At 64.3% G+C, this 18,572-nt stretch carries 16 protein-coding genes and 1 pseudogene; 13 read left to right on the top strand and 4 right to left on the bottom strand.

Translation table 11 applies throughout. The annotated features are described in order from the left end of the window. Window positions 1-8 precede the first annotated feature (8 nt). The 7 genes from B3Z70_RS06230 (at window position 9) to B3Z70_RS06200 (ending at window position 7,345) form a co-directional block, all read left to right on the top strand. Window positions 9-470, top strand: a complete 462-nt coding sequence (locus B3Z70_RS06230; protein ID WP_292044991.1) for an Lrp/AsnC ligand binding domain-containing protein — start codon at window positions 9-11, stop codon at window positions 468-470. Between the two features lie 113 nt (window positions 471-583). Then, window positions 584-2,800 carry an AGE family epimerase/isomerase gene (locus B3Z70_RS06225; protein WP_292044989.1) on the top strand — a complete coding sequence of 739 codons (2,217 nt, stop codon included), beginning with the start codon at window positions 584-586 and terminating at the stop codon, window positions 2,798-2,800. A gap of 92 nt (window positions 2,801-2,892) precedes the next feature. Further along, window positions 2,893-3,978: a glycosyltransferase family 4 protein gene (locus B3Z70_RS06220; RefSeq protein WP_292044986.1), complete on the top strand. Its 1,086-nt coding sequence runs from the start codon at window positions 2,893-2,895 to the stop codon at window positions 3,976-3,978. 59 nt (window positions 3,979-4,037) lie between these two features. Continuing rightward, entirely contained in the window at window positions 4,038-5,537 is a 1,500-nt protein-coding gene (locus tag B3Z70_RS06215) for a phosphomannomutase/phosphoglucomutase (protein WP_292044984.1), read from the top strand. A gap of 83 nt (window positions 5,538-5,620) precedes the next feature. Continuing rightward, window positions 5,621-5,884 (top strand): DUF6894 family protein, encoded by a 264-nt coding sequence (locus tag B3Z70_RS06210; protein WP_292044982.1) that lies wholly within the window; start codon window positions 5,621-5,623, stop codon window positions 5,882-5,884. Continuing rightward, window positions 5,881-6,624 carry a Crp/Fnr family transcriptional regulator gene (locus tag B3Z70_RS06205; RefSeq protein ID WP_292044980.1) on the top strand — a complete coding sequence of 248 codons (744 nt, stop codon included), beginning with the start codon at window positions 5,881-5,883 and terminating at the stop codon, window positions 6,622-6,624. Before B3Z70_RS06210 ends, B3Z70_RS06205 begins: the two co-directional genes overlap by 4 nt. Before the next feature lie 52 nt (window positions 6,625-6,676). Continuing rightward, window positions 6,677-7,345, top strand: coding sequence for a Crp/Fnr family transcriptional regulator (locus B3Z70_RS06200; protein ID WP_292044978.1), 669 nt, complete (start codon window positions 6,677-6,679; stop codon window positions 7,343-7,345). On the opposite strand, the gene glmS is transcribed toward B3Z70_RS06200, so the two are convergent. Further along, window positions 7,306-9,120 (bottom strand): glutamine--fructose-6-phosphate transaminase (isomerizing), encoded by a 1,815-nt coding sequence (glmS, locus tag B3Z70_RS06195; protein WP_292044976.1) that lies wholly within the window; start codon window positions 9,118-9,120, stop codon window positions 7,306-7,308. The genes B3Z70_RS06200 and glmS overlap by 40 nt on opposite strands. Before the next feature lie 159 nt (window positions 9,121-9,279). On the opposite strand from glmS, the gene glmM reads away from it, so the two are divergent. The 3 genes from glmM (at window position 9,280) to B3Z70_RS06180 (ending at window position 12,981) form a co-directional block, all read left to right on the top strand. Continuing rightward, the gene (glmM, locus tag B3Z70_RS06190) at window positions 9,280-10,629 is read left to right on the top strand and encodes a phosphoglucosamine mutase (protein WP_292044975.1); all 1,350 of its coding nucleotides are present in this window, start codon (window positions 9,280-9,282) and stop codon (window positions 10,627-10,629) included. A gap of 86 nt (window positions 10,630-10,715) precedes the next feature. Further along, window positions 10,716-11,651, top strand: coding sequence for a HEPN domain-containing protein (locus tag B3Z70_RS06185; RefSeq protein WP_292044974.1), 936 nt, complete (start codon window positions 10,716-10,718; stop codon window positions 11,649-11,651). 823 nt (window positions 11,652-12,474) lie between these two features. Next, window positions 12,475-12,981 (top strand): RNA polymerase sigma factor, encoded by a 507-nt coding sequence (locus B3Z70_RS06180; RefSeq protein ID WP_292044971.1) that lies wholly within the window; start codon window positions 12,475-12,477, stop codon window positions 12,979-12,981. A 106-nt stretch (window positions 12,982-13,087) separates the two neighbouring features. Here the strand turns inward: B3Z70_RS06180 and B3Z70_RS06175 are convergent, their stop codons facing one another. After that, window positions 13,088-14,764 (bottom strand): DUF3363 domain-containing protein, encoded by a 1,677-nt coding sequence (locus B3Z70_RS06175; protein WP_292044969.1) that lies wholly within the window; start codon window positions 14,762-14,764, stop codon window positions 13,088-13,090. A 473-nt stretch (window positions 14,765-15,237) separates the two neighbouring features. Between B3Z70_RS06175 and B3Z70_RS06170 the strand changes: the two are divergent. Next, window positions 15,238-15,486 (top strand): annotated as a pseudogene (locus tag B3Z70_RS06170) (phosphoglucosamine mutase); the annotation flags it as partial. Window positions 15,487-15,493: 7 nt separating this feature from the next. On the opposite strand, the gene B3Z70_RS06165 reads toward B3Z70_RS06170, so the two are convergent. Both B3Z70_RS06165 and rph read right to left on the bottom strand, forming a co-directional pair. After that, window positions 15,494-15,967 carry a hypothetical protein gene (locus tag B3Z70_RS06165; protein ID WP_292044968.1) on the bottom strand — a complete coding sequence of 158 codons (474 nt, stop codon included), beginning with the start codon at window positions 15,965-15,967 and terminating at the stop codon, window positions 15,494-15,496. 65 nt (window positions 15,968-16,032) lie between these two features. Continuing rightward, window positions 16,033-16,758 carry a ribonuclease PH gene (gene rph / locus B3Z70_RS06160; protein ID WP_292044966.1) on the bottom strand — a complete coding sequence of 242 codons (726 nt, stop codon included), beginning with the start codon at window positions 16,756-16,758 and terminating at the stop codon, window positions 16,033-16,035. A gap of 67 nt (window positions 16,759-16,825) precedes the next feature. On the opposite strand from rph, the gene hrcA reads away from it, so the two are divergent. Both hrcA and grpE read left to right on the top strand, forming a co-directional pair. Then, window positions 16,826-17,920: a heat-inducible transcriptional repressor HrcA gene (hrcA, locus tag B3Z70_RS06155; protein ID WP_292045279.1), complete on the top strand. Its 1,095-nt coding sequence runs from the start codon at window positions 16,826-16,828 to the stop codon at window positions 17,918-17,920. A 32-nt stretch (window positions 17,921-17,952) separates the two neighbouring features. Beyond that, complete coding sequence (gene grpE / locus B3Z70_RS06150; protein WP_349679885.1) at window positions 17,953-18,552, top strand: nucleotide exchange factor GrpE; 600 nt, start codon at window positions 17,953-17,955, stop codon at window positions 18,550-18,552. Window positions 18,553-18,572: the final 20 nt, after the last annotated feature.

Raw genomic sequence — 18,572 nt, 5'->3', positions numbered from 1 at the left:
GATTTCCGATGATCGATATCGACGCCGTCGACCGCCGCATCCTGCGGGTGCTTCAGACCGACGCCCGCATCTCCAACGCCGAACTGGCGCGACGCTGCAACCTGTCGCCCGCCGCCTGTTTCGAACGGGTCAAACGGCTGCGCGAAAAAAAGATCATCACCGGCTACGCCGCCATGATCGACCCGGCTCAGGTTGGTCGGGACCTGCTGATCTTCGTTGAAGTCCTGCTGGACCGCACCACCGGCGACGTCTTCGAAGCCTTCGCCGCCGCCGTTCGCAGCCAGCCGGAGGTGCTGGAGTGCCACATGGTCGCCGGCGGGTTCGACTATCTGATCAGGGCCCGCGTCGGCGACATGGACGCCTACCGCGCCTTCTTGGGCGACGTTTTGGTGCGGATGCCGGGTGTCCGCGAAACCCGCACCTATGCGGTGCTGGAAGAGGTGAAGTCGACGACGGTGTTGCCGCTTTGACGAAAGTGTCAAAGCAACTGAAGGGTCATGCAACTCCGAGTCATTCAATACGTGACGTGCCAGCCAAGCTCGCGTAGGAGGCAGTTCGATCAAAAAATGGCAGTCCTGCGGATATGGCGACGCTTTACCCGGTTGTTATGTGCGGCGGCTCAGGTACGCGTTTGTGGCCTGCGTCACGGCCTTCCCTGCCGAAGCAATTCATCCCGCTGGCGGGAAACCGGTCACTGTTTCAAGAGACGGCCGAACGAGTGATATCTTTGGCGGTGGGAGCTGACCTCATTGTCGTCGCCGGCGCATCCCATCGCGGCGCGATCCAGTCTCAACTTGACGAGATAGGGATATCGGCAACGATAATTTTGGAGCCTGAAGGTAGGGATTCTGCAGCCGCTATGGCTGCTGCCGCACTGTGGACTGCAGCTAAAGATGCTGACGCGGTCAATCTGTTTGTCGCTTCTGATCACCACATCCCCCACGGAGAAGCATTCAGGAACGCGGTTCTTGAAGCCGCTGTCGCCGCTGAAGATGGACGTATCGTCACATTGGGCGTCGTGCCGACAGAACCTTCTTCAGCCTACGGATATATTGCACCAGAAGGCCCCGGCTTGTCGGCAGTCGCCGCCTTTGTTGAAAAGCCAGACGCTAAGACGGCGCAACGCTATATCTCCGAAGGTTATCTTTGGAATAGCGGCAACTTCATCGTACAATCCAAGGTTCTCGTCCAAGAGATAACAGAGCGCGCCGCCGCTGTGGCGGAAGCTGTAGCGAGCGCATTGAAAAGCGCCGTGCAGGATGACGCATGCATCTTGCTGGGTTCGGAGTTCAAACTGGCGCCAAAAATCTCCATAGACTATGCGATAATGGAAAAAACCAGCCTCGCTGCTGTGCTGCCGGTACGCTTCTCTTGGACCGATCTCGGCGCGTGGGATTCCGTACACGCATCAGGCGAGGGCAATGTCGGCCTGCATGTTCTGGAAGATTCAGAGGGCTGCCTGATCAGGGCCTGCGATGGTGTAATGGTCGCCGCGATCGGCTTGCAGGACGTAGGCATCATCGTGGAGCGGGATGCAGTCCTAGTGACCGATCTGCGAAAAAGCCAAGATGTTAAGAAGGTTGTTGATCGCCTTCGAAACCTCTCCCCTCAACATCTGGACTTTCCACCCCTTCCGAAGCCCGAAGGGCTGCAAGAGGGCGCAGTCAGGTTGACCAATTGGTTGCGGCAAGCCGCACTACCGGTTTGGTCCGGGTTGGGCCAAGACGCCACTGGAGCTTTTGAAGAAGTTCTGGCGCTTGATGGTCGACACGTCTCGGCCCCGCGGCGCGCCCGTGTCCAGGCAAGGCAGTTGCAGGTCTATGCTGAAGCAGGTTTGCAGGGCTGGCAGGGCCCTTGGAGGCCTGTGATTTTGAAGGGTCTCGAGCGACTTAGGTCACTCTACCTGCGTCCTGACGGGCTGATGCGGACGCTTCTTGCAGCCGACGGCTCGCCAATGGACGAGACAGCGATGGTCTACGATCAAGCATTCCTCATCTTCGCTCTCGCACGCGCCTCCGTCGCAACCGGAGACCCAGCGCTGGAAGTCGATGCGGCTGCCGTGAGAGAAGAACTACTTAAACGAGGGGATGCTGTTGGCGGCGTGACGGAAAGTGGGGCCCACCCCTATCAATCAAATGCTCATATGCACTTGTTGGAATCCGCGCTCGCTTGGGAAGAAGCAAACGGAGACGGGGCATGGGGGCGTCTCGCTGACCGTATCATAGACCTAGCCCGAACCCGGTTCATCGATCCCCAGTCCGGATATCTGCTGGAGTTTTTCCAGGAGGACTGGTCTCCCGCAGCGGGAGAAGACGGGCGTTTGGTCGAGCCTGGACATCAGTTTGAGTGGGCCTGGCTATTTGCAAGGCATGGCCGCAACAGGCGAGATGAATCCGTCATTGCGGACGCCTGGGGACTTTATGAGGCGGGCCTGACGGGTATCGACAGAAAGCGCAATATCGCCATAGACGCCATGAACACCGATGGAAGCGTCAGAAGCGGAAGATCCAGACTCTGGCCCCAAACCGAATGGCTGAAGGCATCGCTCATACTGGCATCGTTAAGTGATGAGGGCAGACGCGTTCAATGCTTGGAACAGGCAGCAAATGCGCAGCGCGCACTTTGGAAATATCTCACGCCGCAAGGGCTTTGGCACGACAAGCTTCTTGCCACTGGCGATTTCATCGATGAGCCTGCTCCTGCCAGTTCCTTCTATCACATCATGGCGGCTTACGTTCAGGCGAAAGAAACCCTGACCGTAATGGAGCCTGACATCGCACAATACTTGCGGCTGATATAGGAGCCGGAGACATCGGAGACCGTCTCGCCTTCGTCATTCGAACCGTCTAGAAGTTCGCCCCTTACTCAACGGCTCAGGGTCCGCCCGCCTCAATGCGCATCGTTCTGGCCACCGACGCCTGGGAACCTCAGGTCAATGGCGTCGTCCGCACCCTGACCCGCACGGTCGCGGAATGCCGCGGCATGGGCCATGAGGTCGAGGTCATCGAGCCCAGTCTGTTCAAGACCATCCCCTGCCCCACCTATCCCGAGATCCGGCTGGCGCTGGGGGCGGAGGAGGAAATCCGCGAGATGCTGCGGGCCTTCGAGCCCGAGGCCGTGCATATCGCCACCGAGGGTCCGATCGGCATCGCCACGCGGCGCATCTGCGTGGAGTGGAAGCTGCCCTTCACGACCAGCTATCACACCAAATTCCCCGAATATGTCTCAGCGCGTTTCCCGATCCCGGTTCAGGTGGGCTACGCCTATATGAAATGGTTCCACAAGCCGTCGGGTCGGTTGATGGTGGCCACGCCGACCCTGCGCGACGAACTGGTGGAGCATGGGTTCAAGAACGTCTCGCCCTGGTCGCGCGGCGTGGACACCGAGGTGTTCAATCCCGATCTGGACCGCATCTATGACGAACTGGGCGGGAAAGACTGGCCACGCCCCTTCTTCCTCAACGTCGGCCGGGTGGCGGTCGAAAAGAACATCGAAGCCTTTTTGCAGTTGGACCTGCCCGGCACCAAGATCGTGGTTGGCGACGGACCGGCGCGCGCCGAACTGCAGGAGAAGTATCCCGAGGCCAAGTTCCTGGGAGCCAAGTTCGGCGACGACCTGGCCCGCTGCTTCCGCGATGCCGACGTCTTTGTCTTCCCCAGCTGGACCGACACCTTCGGCCTGGTGATTTTGGAGGCCATGGCCACCGGCACGCCCGTCGCCGCCTATCCGGCGCATGGCCCGATCGATATCATTCCGGGATCGAACGCCGGGGCGATCGACAAGGATTTGCGCACCGCTTGCCTGGCGTGTCTGGATCTGGATCGCCAGGCTGTGCGCGCCTATGCGGAGAAGTTCAGCTGGCGCGCATCGGCCGAACAGTTCGTCGAGAACCTGCAGCCCTATCCCGAGCCGGAGCGCGGGCGGTTCTGGCGGCGCCTGCGTCGCATCGCCCGTATCCGCAAACGCGCCGCCGCCTGAACCATAAATCGCGGCGTCGCGACGCGCGTTCGCACCAGACCAAACCTTTAGGACATCTCATGCTCAAGCCGCGCCAGGACCTGAAGCCTAACACCGCCGCCTATGAAACCCAGGCGCTGGTCAAGCCGACAGGCTTTCGCGAATACGACGCGCGTTGGATATTGGAGAAGGAGATCAATCTCCTCGGCATCCAAGCCCTGGGCCTGGGCCTGGCCACCTTTGTCCACGAGATCGGGGTCCAGCCCAGGATCGTCGTCGGCCATGACTTCCGCGGCTATAGCCTCAGCGTGAAACAGGCCCTGATCATCGGCCTCTTGGAAGGCGGGATGGAGGTTCTGGACGTGGGCCTGGCCCTGTCGCCCATGGCCTATTTCGGCCAGTTCGAACTGGACGCCCCTTGCGTCGCCATGGTCACCGCCAGCCATAACGAGAACGGCTGGACGGGGGTGAAGATGGGCGCGAACAAGCCCCTGACCTTCGGCCCCGAAGAGATGGGCCGCCTGAAGGAGATCGTTCTGGGCGGACAGGGCGTGGCGTGCGACGGCGGCAAGCTGGTGCGCATCGACGGCTTCCGCGAGACTTACATCGCCGATGTGGCGTCCAAGGTCCGGGTCAAGCGCCCGCTGAAGGTGGTCTGCGCCTGCGGCAACGGCACGGCCGGCGCCTTCGCGCCCGAGGCTCTGCGTCGAATGGGTGTCGAGGTGATCGAGATGGACACCGACCTCGACTACACCTTCCCCAAATACAATCCAAATCCGGAAGACCACGCCATGCTTGTGCAGATGGCCCAGCGGGTGAAGGAGACGGGCGCCGACCTGGCCCTGGGCTTCGATGGCGACGGCGACCGCTGCGGCGTGGTGGACGACACGGGCGAAGAGATCTTCGCCGACAAGATCGGCCTGATGCTGGCCCGCGACCTGTCAAAGGTCTATCCGGACAGCACCTTCGTCGTCGATGTGAAATCGACCGGCCTCTACAAGACCGATGAAATCCTCAAGGCGAATGGAGCCGAGGTCGTCTATTGGAAGACGGGCCACTCCTATATCAAGCGCAAGACCGCCGAACTGGGCGCCCTGGCCGGGTTCGAGAAGTCGGGTCACTTCTTCATGGCGGGCGATCTGGGCCACGGCTACGACGACGGTCTGGTCGCGGCGGGCGCGGTTCTGGCCATGCTGGACCGCAATCCGGGCAAGACATTGAGCGAACTGAAATCCGCCCTGCCCGACGCCTGGACCAGCCTGACCATGTCGCCGCACTGCGACGACGAACTGAAGTATGGCGTGCTGGACCGGATCGTGAAGGAATATTCCGATCTCGCCGCCGCCGGGGGCGAAATCCTGGGCCGCAAGATCGTCGAGGCCATCACCGTCAACGGCGTTCGCGTGCATCTGGACGACGGTTCATGGGTCCTGGTCCGCGCCTCGTCCAACAAGCCCGAGCTGGTCGTGGTGGTCGAAAGCATGCGCTCCGAAGACGACATGCGCGACCTGTTCCGCAAAGAGATCAAGCCGCGCCTGGCCGCCTATCCCGAAATCGGCGCCTTCAATCAGGAAATCTGAGACTGATCAGCTCTCTGTACGGGGACGCTGAACCAATCGGCGTCCCGGTCGCTTCCTCCCAAACCTCAAGGCGGGAGGATCGTTTGCCACGGTATTTTTTCCACACTCAGAACGGCGACTGCGTTCGCGACGATCAGGGGGAAGAACTGAAGGGCGTGGAGGCCGCGCGCGAGGAGGCGGTGGCGGTGCTGGGTGAAATCCTGCGCTATCGTGGGGCCTCCTTCTGGGAGACGCGCGCCTTCAGTGTGATCGTCACCGATGACGACGGCGAGACGGTGGTCAGCATCACCGCGTCTGCTTCGAACCATGCCCCGGACGGTTGGACCCTGTCGGAGGGATCGCAATGAGCGCCGCCAAACAAGCTCGGCGTGTCAGCACCCTGGTCGACAAACTGTCCCTGCGCGACCGGGTGTCGGCCGAGGAGATGGCCGCCCTTGAGGCCGTTCTGGATGCGCCCAAGACCGTCGCCGCCGGCGCCGACATCGTGCGCGAACACACCCGCCCAATGCACAGCACCCTGCTGATCTCCGGCTTCTCCGCACGCTATTCGACGCTGGAGGACGGGGCCCGGCAGATCACCGAAATCAATGTGTCGGGCGACTTCATCGACCTGCACAGCCTCCTCATGAAACAGATGGATCATGGCGTCCTGGCCCTGAGCGACTGCGTGATCGCCGAGGCGCCGCATATCGGGCTGATCGACATCACCGAACGCCATCCGCATCTGGGTCGCCTGTTATGGCTGGACACCATCATCGATGCGGCCATCCATCGCCAGTGGCTGGTGGCCATGGGGCGGCGCAGCGGCCTGGGCCATCTGGCCCACTTGGTGTGCGAGCTTTATCTGCGCCTTCAGGCGGTCGGTCAGACGGGCGAGATGCGGTTCGACCTGCCCTTGACGCAGAGCGTGCTGGGCGACGCATTGGGCCTCTCGTCGGTTCATGTCAGCCGCTTGATCAGCGAACTGAAGAGCGAGGGCCTGGTGAACTGGGCGGGCGGTCGGATCGAAATTCTGGACTGGCGACGCCTGGCTCAGATCGCCGAGTTCGACCCCACCTATCTGCGACTGCAGAGCGAGCCCGTTTGACCGTTTAACCCATGTTATGGCCGGGCGCGTCGAGCGGCGCTTAAGAGGCCGAATGCCCCAATCGACCCTTGCGCCCACCCTGCTGTCGCTGCTGGCGGTGCAAGGCGTCGATGCGGGCGATGCGATCCCCGCTCAGGCAGGCCAGCACACCGCCCCTGTTCGAAATGGCGAGCGGCAGGTTACGTTGATCCTGGTCGGTGTCGCGGCGCGATTGGGCGCGGACCAACGACTGTGCCGGGGGTTGGCTGGCAGTGGAGAACTGATCAACTTCGACGCCGCGATGGGCGAGAACGACGACGAGACTGCCCTGTGGCTGACGCCGGGGCGGTTCGTGTCCGTGCCGGCGACGTGGCTGATCCGGCATATCGACGCCGAAGTCCTGACCGCAACGGCCCTCGCCGATCTGCGCGCCCGCAACGCCGCGCTGCAGACGGAACTGGCTCGCCATGCGACGCTTAAGGTCGCTCAACGGCTGGCCGCCCTGCTGCTCGACATAACAACGCGAGACGGGATCGATCAGATATCCCTGCGTCAGAGCGATCTGGCGGATCTGATGGCCGTCCGTCGCGCCAGTATCTCGGTCGCCTCGACGGAGCTGTGCGCCGCCGGCGCGATCCGACTGCGCCGCGCCGCGATCCAAGTCATCGACCCAGACGCCCTGCGCCGACTGGCCGAAGAACCTCACTCCACGGTGACGGACTTGGCCAGGTTGCGGGGCTGATCGACGTCGGTGCCCTTCTGGACGGCGGTGTAATAGGCCAGCAGCTGCACCGGCACCGCATAGATCAAGGGCGCGATCAGCGGGTGGCAGTCGGGGGCGCCGATGCGGCTGATGCCGGCGCCGTGGGGATCTGGGGCGTTGACCGGGGCGATCATGATGACCGGCCCGCCGCGCGCGGCGACCTCCTGCAGGTTGGACGCGGTCTTTTCGAACACGTCGTCCAGGGGCGCCAGGGCGATGGTCGGGGTCGCCTCGTCGATCAGGGCGATGGGGCCGTGCTTCAACTCGCCGGCGGCGTAGCCCTCGGCATGGATGTAGCTGATCTCCTTCAGCTTCAGCGCGCCTTCCATGGCCAAGGGGAACATGGCGCCCCGCCCGAGGAACAGCACGTCGTCGGCCTTGGACAGGTCCTGGACCACCGCCCGGATGCTGTCGCCCATGGTCAGGGCTTCGGCGATCAGGCGCGGGCTTTCGAACAGCGCCTTGACCAGTTCGGCCTCCTGCTCTGCATCGATCCGGCCGCGCGCCACGCCCGCCGCCACAGCCAGCGCCAGCAGCGCGGCGACCTGGGCGGTGAAGGCCTTGGTCGAGGCCACGCCGATCTCGGGTCCGGCGTGAGTGGGCCACAGCACCGCCGCCTCCCGCGCCATGGACGAGGAATGGACGTTGACCACGGCGGCGGTCTGCAACCCTTGCGCCTTGCACCAGGTCAGGCTGGCCAGGGTGTCGGCGGTCTCGCCCGACTGGCTGACGGCGACCGCGACGGTGCGGGGCGACACGGCGGGCGAGCGGTAGCGGAACTCCGACGCGATCTCGACATCGCAAGGCAGACCCGCCAGCTTCTCGAACGCATAACGGCCGATCTGGCCGGCGTAGAAGGCCGTGCCGCAGGCCACGATCTGGATCCGGTCGACGGCGGCGAAATCCACGCCCTGCGGCTTGGCCTTGCCGGTCACCAGATCCAGATACTCCGACAGGGTGTGCTGAACGCTGTCGGGCTGTTCATGGATTTCCTTTTCCATGAAGTGGCGATACTCGCCCTTCTCGACCAGGGCCGAGGAGGCCGAGACCTGAACCACCGCCAGCTCGACCGGCTGGCCCGTCATGTCGAACATCTGGGCGCCGCGATGGGTCACGGCGACATAGTCGCCCTCTTCCAGATAGGAGATCTTCTGGGTGAAGGGGCCGACCGCCAGGGCGTCGGAGCCCAGATACATCTCGTCTTCGCCCCAGCCGACGACCAGCGGGCTGCCGCGTCGGGCGCCCAGGATCAGGTCGTTCTCGCCGTCGATCAGAACCGCCAGCGCATAGGCGCCGGTCAGCCGATCCAGCGTCGCCTTGAACGCCTCCAGCGGCGGCCGGCCGGTTTGCAGTTCGGCGTCCAGCAGGTGGGCGATGACCTCGGTGTCGGTCTGGCTTTCGAAGACATGGCCCTCGGCGGCCAGTTCCGCCTTCAGCTCGGCGAAGTTCTCGATGATGCCGTTGTGGACCAGCGTCACCCGACCGGCCTTGTGCGGGTGGGCGTTGGCGGTCGTGGGCGCGCCGTGGGTGGCCCAGCGGGTATGGCCGATGCCGACCGTGGCCTTCATCGGATCCTCGGCCAACACGGCCTCCAGATTGCGGATCTTGCCCTGGGCGCGGCGCCGTTCGACATGGCCGTCGACCACGGCGGCGACCCCGGCGGAATCATAGCCCCGATATTCCAGCCGCTTCAGACTGTCGATCAGACGGGGAACGACGGGACCGTTTCCCGTGACGCCGATGATGCCGCACATACGAACGCTCCGCTGAGGGAAGGAAGAGACCGCTTTGCACTGGCGGCGAACTGGGATTAAGCCGTGGGTCTTGCCCCTTCGGCCATCTAGGCGATCCCAAAGCCGGCCGCATTAAACAAGGGGTTTCGGATCGTTACCCGATACGTGAAGGACCAGGCCTTGGGCGACAGAAAATATTTCGGCACCGACGGGATTCGCGGGCGGGCCAACACCTATCCGATGACGGCCGAGGTCGCCCTGCGCGTCGGTCTGGCGGCCGGCAAGCTGTTCCGCACCGGCGACGACCGGCGCCATCTGGTGGTGATCGGCAAGGACACCCGTCTGTCGGGCTATACGATCGAGCCCGCCCTGGTCGCCGGCTTCGCCTCGGTCGGCATGGACGTGCGGACCTTCGGTCCCGTGCCGACGCCGGGCGTGGCGATGCTGACCCGCTCGATGCGGGCCGATCTGGGCGTCATGATCTCGGCCTCGCACAACGACTATGCCGACAACGGGATCAAGCTGTTCGGGCCGGACGGTTACAAGCTGTCCGACGAGATCGAACTGAAGATCGAGGCCATGATGGACCAGGGCCTGGACCAGGGTCTGGCGCCGTCCAACAAACTGGGCCGCGTCAAGCGGATCGACGACGCGCAGGCCCGCTATATCGAGATCGCCAAACAGGCCTTTCCCAAACGGCTCAGCCTGAAGGGGCTGCGGATCGCCGTCGATTGCGCCAATGGCGCGGGCTACAAGGTCGCGCCCACCACCCTGTTCGAACTGGGCGCCGAGGTCTTCTCCGTGGGCGTGGAGCCTAACGGAACCAACATCAACGCCGAATGCGGCTCGACCCACCCCGAGACCCTCTCGGCGGCGGTCAAACGCTACCGCGCCGACATCGGCATCGCCCTGGACGGCGACGCCGACCGGCTGATCGTGTGCGACGAAAAGGGACAGGTGGTGGACGGCGACCAGATCATGGCCCTGGTCGGCCTGGACTGGGCCAGGCGCGGCATTCTGACCGGCGGCGGGATCGTCGCCACCGTCATGTCGAACCTGGGGCTGGAGCGCCGGCTGAAATCCAAGGGCCTGACGCTCGAGCGGACCAAGGTCGGCGACCGCTACGTCATGGAGCGGATGCGAGAGGGCGGTTTCAACATCGGCGGCGAACAGTCGGGCCACATCATCCTGCACGACCACGCCACGACGGGCGACGGTCTGATGGCGGCGCTGCAGGTGCTGGCCGTCCTGGTCGAATCCGCCAAGCCGATGAGCGAACTGGCCCGCCAGTTCGACCCCGTGCCGCAGCTGCTGGAAAACGTCCGCTTCACCGCCGACAAGCCGCTGGAGACCGACACGGTAAAGGCCGCCATCGCCGAGGCCGAAGCGGCGTTGAACGGTCAGGGTCGTCTGCTGGTGCGGCCATCGGGCACGGAAAAGCTGATCCGCGTCATGGCCGAGGGCGACGACGAGGCGCTGGTGAAGCGGGTGGTGGCCGAGGTGGCCGGGGCTGTGAAGATAGCAGGCTGACACCCGCAACACGATATGCGCGCCTCTACCAAGTACGCGTGCAACTTCACGGTTCACAGCGTCTGCGTTTTCGATAGACTCACCCAATGCGGTCCGATCTGGAACATCTGCCGGAGCGTCAGCAGCGTGAACTTCAACGCGTTCGCGACATCCTGCTTGCCGGATTTGAGGCGGCTAGGACAAGCGGCGGCGGCGCCAACTCTGGTTGGCGACGCGGCGGCCAGATCCTCAAGATCATCCTGTTCGGGTCATACGCACGAGCGGACTGGGTGGACGAACCGGAGAATGGCTATCTCTCGGACTTCGACCTCCTGATCGTGGTCAACCACGAGAAGCTGACGAACATCGCCGACTACTGGTGGAATTCCGAGGATGAGATCCTTCGTGACCCGACCATCGGTCGCACCGTCAATCTGATCGTCCATGATCTTCAAGACGTGAACGACGCCCTGCGGCGGGGAGAATACTTCTGGACCGACATCGTCCGCGATGGCATCGCTCTGTACGAAATCCCTGGGCACCCATTCGCGACACCACAACCAATGACATCGGCCGACGCCGTAGTGATTGCTGAGCGCGAGATGGATCGTTGGCTGAAAGCCGTCGATCGTTTCTTGAAACTTGCAAATATCTCTGCCGCCGAAAGCGCAGACGATCCCGACTGGCGGAAGAACGCGGCGTTCAACCTCCACCAAGCGGTTGAAGCGGCCTACGCCTGCTTCCTTCTCGTTCACACCTTCTATTTTCCGCGCTCTCACAACATCAAATTCCTCCGCTCCCTCGCCGAGGACGTAAATGTGGGACTCGCTGGGGCCTGGCCGCGTGAAAGCCGCTTCGATCGCCGCCGGTTCGAATTGCTGAAGAGGGCCTACGTCGAAGCGCGCTATAGCGACCAATACGATGCCTCGCCCGAGGATCTGGACTGGCTGACGGCCAGGGCGAAACACCTGCGTGATCGGGTCGCAGAATCAAGTCGGGCGCGCGTCGAGGACCTTCGGGTGAAAGCAGAAAGCTCGAGATAGGTCGCAGCCTTGGAAGCCAGAGATGCAACTGCGGCAGTCGAACACGAAGACCGTCTTCTGAACCGAAAGGAAGCGTCACGTGAACTCGCCGCCCTGGGCATCCAACTCGCGCCTTCGACTTTAGCAAAAATGCTGTGCCTCGGTTTGAATGGTCCGCCTTACATCCACATTCGTAAGCGCCCTTATTATCCCAGGCTTCAACTTCGAGATTGGGCCAAGCTTCAGTTGAGCGAAGTGCGTCACTCATCGCGCGAGCCACGCACCCCCCAGGAGGGCAAAACCTAGAAGGGCAGCGCGGCGCTGACTGTTTGCCGTTTGAAGTGTTGATATAGGCTGACGAGCGCGGCCACAGAAGCCTGCGTATCCCCTTGGGTCAAGGCCTGGGGCATATTGCATCGCCGCCCGTCTTTGCCGAACGCGACTCGAACAGAAGGCTCCCAGAAGGAATCGCAAGTTCTCGGTTTATGGGTTCGTCCGGATAAGCTAGCATCCAGATGCCCGGGCGGCCCCCGCGCATGTCCAGGCTTCGGCTAAAGGCGGCGGCGCGTGGCTCAACCATGTTCTCAACGCCCGGCGCATGACCAAGACGCAAGCGAAGGTCGAGCGGGTATCGCGCCACACTTGCCAACGGCGAGTGAATGATTCATCCTGGAGGTGCGTCGCAGAGCGGCGTCGAGGCGTGAGAACCTCGGTTGAGAACAACCCGCAGCCTGCGCCTGTACGCCCACGGGGGCTGCAGCGCGCCGCGCCCTTTGCGCTTGCCTCGACCTAGGCTCGGCTCCGTCAATCCAGACGGGCGGTCTCGCTGATCGGAGGCAAATTCGTGACGTCTGGTGGTCGACAGTCGAAAGCCGTGCCGGCGCTTTCTACCGGAAGCGACGCCGAGACCCTTTTCGCTACCCACGGCGCATGGTTGCTCGGCTCGTTGCGACATCGGTATGGCGCCGACCTCGCCGAAGACCTCCTTCAGGACACCTATTTTAATATCCTGCGACAGAAGCGTCCGGTCGAAATCCGTAAACCAAAGGCCTTTCTGCTCCGGGTCGCCCGCAATCTGTTCGTGAGCCGTTATCGCCGCGATCGCCGGCGAGAGGAACTGGACGCATGGCAGTCGCTTCCCACCAGCCAGGCCGCGGCACAGGACGCAGCCCTGCTGCTGAAGGAAGTTGTGCTGGGCCTTCCGAAACCGCTTCGCGACGTCTTCTTGCTCAGCCGTTTCGGCGGCATGACCAACCAGGAAATCGCTCATCATCTTGGCATCCGGCCGAAAACAGTCGAATGGCGGATGACCAAGGCTCTTGCCCAATGTGCGGCACAGCTGCGGGATTGAGGCGGGGGATCGAGGTTCCACCCGCCGTGCACTTGGACGTCGCGAGCGCGTCCCGAAGCTGACGATAGGAACTCAACCCGGGCCCCACGGATCCCGAGTAAGTAGGCTAAAGCTCTAGTCCCAAACCCCGGCCCCGCTCTCCGAATCGAAACTCCACACGCCCCGCCTGCAGAACCGCGGTGAGACCTTGGCCACGGCAGGCCTCCAAACCGGCACGCCACGGCGCTAGCGTTACGACAGAGCGGCTTTCGACCGCCGCATAGGTTCGACCGCCCATGTGAACGCTATCGTTGTAGACGCCTGAGAAGGGCTGTCCCTCCTCGGCCTTTACGACCAACTTCTCGTCCTTCCCAAGCCTCTTGAACTGCGCCTCGATCTCCATTTTCCAGAGGGCGAGCATGTCCTTATCGGTCAGCTTTGAGCCATCGCCGATCCCCCACCCCTTGCGAGCCTCCGCCCGTTCCTGTCCCAACCTTCTGGCTTCATCCGCCATAGACCCCAAGCCGGGATCAGGTTCGAGGCCGCCGGCCACCCGGTCCAGCCAGGTGACGCCCCGCGCTTCGGTCTGGAGGTGTAGAGGCCTGATGTCGAGCACGCGGACTTCCGCATCGGCAGGACCATGTCGCGCCTGATCCGCTTCCAACGCCCGCGAGACGTAGTCGGGTGGAATGGCAAACCGGCCGTCGCCCCGAGGCTCGACCGCGCCTTCGCGGCGCATCGCTTCGAGCCGTCGAAGATGGCGCTCGATGAAAACCGGCCGATCTCTGGGCCGGACGACGAGATGATCGGCTTTAGAATAGACGCCATTTCTCAGTTGCGCGATCTGAGCGATGGTCCGGTCTGAAGCCCTCTCCCTCCACGGCCTTCCCCGCAGTTCGATGAGGGCCCGCTCGGGCACGCGATCCAGGATCATAACGCGATCCAATGACGCCAGCCGGACGTGCCCCAGACGACCATCCATGGTCTCAAGCACGAGCAACTGGGCCGCCTTCTTGTGCCACTTAAGCGGCTGAACGCCGGCGTAAGCGCCAACGATCACCTCGCCTTCCAAAAGCCTCAGCGGTTCAAGGCGATGAGTCTGCCCGCACCAGAAGCCGCCCCATATGGCGCGCGTTGCGGCGGCTTCACGCGCCTCCTGTTCGCCCACACTTCGCAGGATATCGCGCAGATTTTCAGGAAGAGTCCAAAGGCCTTGGCTGTCTCGGGTTGCCCATCCGCGACGCTCAAGATGGACCAGGCGGCGCTGTGCGTTGGCGCGTTCTCCGCTTTCTAGACCCTCGAGGTTGATCCATCCGTCGTCCTGCCGTCGCAGAATCGTGTCGTCCATCGCGGTCAGCCGGTCCGCCGTCAGATCGCGGGAGGAAGCCGTCCGGTCGGATCTGGGGCCCAGAATCTCCGTCGTCAGGGCCTCGCACCGGCTGCGCAGGCCATGCGCCGCATAACCGCGGCTGAAGACAAGGTCGCGTCCATCGTCCCGCACACCGCGTAAGATAATGTGGAGATGGGGACGTCCGGTATCGTAGTGCGCAACGGCAAGCCATTCGAGCGGCGTGTCGGTGTCGATCTCAATCTGCTTCATCATCCGCCGTGCAAACGACCTGACGTCCGCAAGCTCTTGTCCATCCTCGGGATTCACGACGATCCGATAATGACGGCGGTCATCCGCCCACCGATCAACCTCCGCCCTGGCGTCAGGCCGGTCCTCCAGCGGCCCGAAGAACACGGCTCTCGCCCCGTCCTCGCCCGCGCCCTCCCGTCCGAAGTACCGCACGCAGGCTTTCAACGACGCGCGCGCTTTTGGTGTCCTCATTACGACCTTGACCCTGATGAAGACGCGTCGTGACGGCCCGGCGCCCCGGAAGGCCGGCCGGACCCGCTTGGCGACCGTCTTGGCGGCAAAGTGTCGTGTCCGCGCTCTGGAGGGCATCGACGCTGTCGCGCGTCCGGGGAGCAGAACAGCCCCGTGGGGATAGTGATCTCGGTGCGCCCTCATTGACGGACGGAATGGAAAATCGTCTGGATCGTGAAGTGTGGCCATGGGGAACCTGTCGTCAGCGACCGGTTTTTCCGCAAACCGTCCACCGGTCGCCGAGCAGCTTTGCGAATAAAATCGCGCCTGTCCCGCCCTGAGTTATTCCGTCCGATTGACGGCGTTTGATCACCTTTGATTGGCGCGCATCGCGATCCATTGTGTTCACGCAAAGGACCTGAATGCTTCTGATGACCGCCCATTACGTCCTCTTCGCCGCCGCACATCAGCCCGCGAGTCCCCTCGCGCCGCAAAAGCTGGAGAACGTCCGCTTCACCGCCGACAAGCCGCTGGAGACCGACAAGGTCAAGGCCGCCATCGCCGAGGCCGAAGCCGCGCTGAACGGCCAGGGCCGCCTGCTGGTGCGGCCATCGGGCACGGAAAAGCTGATCCGCGTGATGGCCGAGGGCGACGACGAGGCGCTGGTCAAGCGGGTCGTGGCCGAGGTGGCGGGCGCGGTGCGGTCGGCGGGCTGACCGACCGCTAGTTCCGGCACTCCGCCGGCGGATTTCCGTCGCCCTGCCACAACTTGCAGGATCGCTCGATTTCGCCCTGGATCACGGCGCAGGGATTGGCGGCGTTGCAGGGCGGGCGGGTCGCAGGGCTGACGCGGATGCAGCGTTCGACCAGCCGCGCGGCGGCGGCGGAGCCGATGGCGTCGCGGCAGGACGCCGGGCTGTCCGGGACCGGCTGGGCCGCCATCCCCGGTCCCTCGGGGATCGTGGCTTGAGGCTCCTCGGCCAACTCTGTCTTTTCCGTCTCTGTCTTTTCAGCCTGAGGTTTGGGCGCCGGCGTCGGAGCCTGGGGCGCGGGCGCATCCGCCGTCATCGGCGTCGCCTCGATGATGTCGCCGCCCGACGAATCGCTCGCGGACGCGGGCTGGGCGGGATCGGCGCGCTGACAGCCGGCCGCGACCAGGGCGCAGACGATCAGCGAAAGCCAGGGGGATCGACGCATCGACTTGTCTCCGTTCGGGATCGACGCGCCGACGATGCCCTAAAGCGCCCGCCCTGCGAAACCCCCTATCGTTTCGCCGCCGCCAGCGCCGCCTTCTGCAGGGCGAACAGTTCGGTGCAGCCGATCTCGGCCAGGGAGAACAGACGGTCGAACTCGGCGCGCGAGAAGCCGCGCTTTTCGCCTGTGGCCTGGACCTCGACGATCTGGCCCGATCCGGTCAGGACGAAGTTGGAATCCGCCTCGGCCTCCGAATCCTCCTCATAGTCCAGGTCCAGCACCGGCACGCCGTCGCAGACGCCGCACGACACCGCCGCCACCTGGTCCGTGATCGGATCGGCCTTCAGCACGCCTTCGTCGCGCAGATAGTTGAGCGCCAGGCTCATGGCGACCCAGGCGCCGGTGATCGAAGCCGTGCGGGTGCCGCCGTCGGCCTGGATGACGTCGCAGTCGATCAGCACCTGACGCTCGCCCAGGGCCTTCAGATCGACCACGGCGCGCAGTGAGCGCCCGATCAGGCGCTGGATTTCCTGGGTGCGGCCCGATTGCTTGCCCGCGGCGGCCTCGCGGCGTCCGCGCGTGTGGGTGGCGCGCGGCAGCATGCCGTATTCAGCGGTCACCCAGCCCTGACCCGAGTTGCGCATCCAGCCCGGAACCTTGTCCTCGATCGAGGCGGTCACCAGGACCTTGGTGTTGCCGAAGGTGATCAGGCAAGAGCCCTCGGCGTAGCGGTTGACGCCGGTCTCGATGGTCACGGGACGCAGTTGGTCGTCGGTGCGTTGCGAATGGCGCATGAAAGCCCTCCTTGGGAAGTCTGGCCTTGGAAGCCGTGGCGGCGGTGCTTATCCTGAAACGGTGAGCCTGTATGCCCCGAAAAGCCCGCCGTTCGACGCGGGCCAGTCCCTTGCCGGGCTGGCCGGGCTGGATGCGCGCGCGCGCGACATCTTCCGGCGCATCGTCGAATCCTATCTGGAGACGGGCGAGCCGGTGGGATCGCGCACCCTGTCGCTGGGCGGCGTGGCCCTGTCGCCCGCCTCGATCCGCAACACCATGCAGGACCTGACGCTGGCCGGCCTCTTGGCCGCGCCCCACACCTCGGCCGGGCGCATCCCGACCCATGCGGGCCTGCGCCTGTTCGTCGACGGCCTGCTGGAGGTCGGCGACCTGACCGCCGAGGAGCGGCGCGAGATCGACGGGCGTCTGGCCGGGCGAGGACGCAACTTCGAATCCGCCCTGGACGAGGCGTCCAACCTGCTGTCCGGCCTGGCGGGCGGGGCCGGCGTCGTCTCCAGCCCGGTGCGCGACGCGGGCGTCAAACACGTCGAGTTCGTGGCCCTGGGCGGCGATCAGGCTCTGGCCGTCATCGTCGCCGACGATGGCACGGTGGAGAACCGGATCATGACCCTATCGGCGGGGGTCACGCCCTCGACCCTGATCGAGGCGTCCAACTTCCTGAACGCCCGCCTGCGCGGCCGCCCCTTCGCCGACGCCAAGCGCGAGATGACCCAGGAGCTTCAGGCCGCCCGGCGTGAACTGGACCAGACCGCCGCCCGCCTGGTCGAGGATGGTCTGGCCGCCTGGTCCGGCGGCCCGGACCGCGAACGGGCCCTGATCGTGCGGGGCCGCGCCAATCTGCTGCAGGACCGCGAGGGGCTGGCGGACCTGGAGCGGGTGCGCGTTCTGTTCGACGACCTGGAGCAGAAGGAACAGTTGATCGGCCTGTTGGACGGGGTGGATGCGGCGCAGGGCGTGCGCATCTTCATCGGGGCCGAAACGCGCTTGTTTTCACTTTCGGGTTCCGCCGTGATCGCGGCGCCCTATATGAGCGGCCGACAGCGGGTCCTGGGCGCCATCGGCGTCATCGGCCCCGCGCGACTGAACTACGCCCGTGTCATTCCGTTGGTGGACTATACCGCCCGGGTGCTGGGCCGGATGCTGGACGGGAACGAGACGTGAGCGACAAGCCCCTAAACGACGACATCAACGCCCTGGACGCCGAGGCGGCCGAGACCAATGCCGAACACGGGCTGGACGCCCACCCGGCGGACGACATGGCCCCGCTGGACGCCGTGATCGCCGAGCGCGACGAGTGGAAGGATCGCGCCCTGCGCGTCGCCGCCGAGATGGAGAATCTGAAGCGCCGCGCCGAGACGCAGCAGAACGACGCCCGCGCCTTCGCCATTCAGCGCTTCGCCAAGGACCTGCTGGGCGTGGCCGACAATCTGGAACGCGCCCTGATGGCCGCGCCCAAGGAATCCGAGGGCGCCACCGCCGGTCTGGTGACCGGGCTGGAACTGACCCAGAAGGCCTTGTTGCAGGCGTTCGACACCAATGGTCTGAAGCGCGTGGCGCCGGGACCGGGCGAAGCCTTCAATCCGCATCTGCACCAGGCCATGATGGAACAGCCGTCCGACACCGTGCCCGGGGGCACGGTGATCCAGACCATGCAGTCCGGCTTCGAACTGTTCGGCCGCACCGTGCGCCCCGCCATGGTGGTGGTCGCCGCCAAGGGATCGGGCGGCCAGGCCCCCAATCCCTATGGAGCAGCCCCCGCGTCCGACGGACAGGCCTTCGACAGCAAGGCCTGACCCGGGAAATGGCGGGCGGC

The sequence above is a fragment of the Brevundimonas sp. UBA6550 genome, from assembly GCF_002434505.1.
Taxonomy (GTDB): Bacteria; Pseudomonadota; Alphaproteobacteria; order Caulobacterales; family Caulobacteraceae; genus Brevundimonas.
Note: the sequence above shows the minus strand (reverse complement) of the source record. Positions and strands in the feature narration are given on the sequence as shown.

What these genes read in the sequence shown, in the direction of transcription:
- B3Z70_RS06165 (WP_292044968.1), bottom strand. Translation starts at nt 15,967, where the DNA reads ATGCGTCGATCCCCCTGGCTTTCGCTGATCGTCTGCGCCCTGGTCGCG.
- B3Z70_RS06200 (WP_292044978.1), top strand. Translation starts at nt 6,677, where the DNA reads ATGCCCCAATCGACCCTTGCGCCCACCCTGCTGTCGCTGCTGGCGGTG.
- B3Z70_RS06215 (WP_292044984.1), top strand. Translation starts at nt 4,038, where the DNA reads ATGCTCAAGCCGCGCCAGGACCTGAAGCCTAACACCGCCGCCTATGAA.
- B3Z70_RS06225 (WP_292044989.1), top strand. Translation starts at nt 584, where the DNA reads ATGGCGACGCTTTACCCGGTTGTTATGTGCGGCGGCTCAGGTACGCGT.
- B3Z70_RS06205 (WP_292044980.1), top strand. Translation starts at nt 5,881, where the DNA reads ATGAGCGCCGCCAAACAAGCTCGGCGTGTCAGCACCCTGGTCGACAAA.
- glmS (WP_292044976.1), bottom strand. Translation starts at nt 9,120, where the DNA reads ATGTGCGGCATCATCGGCGTCACGGGAAACGGTCCCGTCGTTCCCCGT.
- B3Z70_RS06230 (WP_292044991.1), top strand. Translation starts at nt 9, where the DNA reads ATGATCGATATCGACGCCGTCGACCGCCGCATCCTGCGGGTGCTTCAG.
- B3Z70_RS06220 (WP_292044986.1), top strand. Translation starts at nt 2,893, where the DNA reads ATGCGCATCGTTCTGGCCACCGACGCCTGGGAACCTCAGGTCAATGGC.
- rph (WP_292044966.1), bottom strand. Translation starts at nt 16,758, where the DNA reads ATGCGCCATTCGCAACGCACCGACGACCAACTGCGTCCCGTGACCATC.
- B3Z70_RS06185 (WP_292044974.1), top strand. Translation starts at nt 10,716, where the DNA reads ATGCGGTCCGATCTGGAACATCTGCCGGAGCGTCAGCAGCGTGAACTT.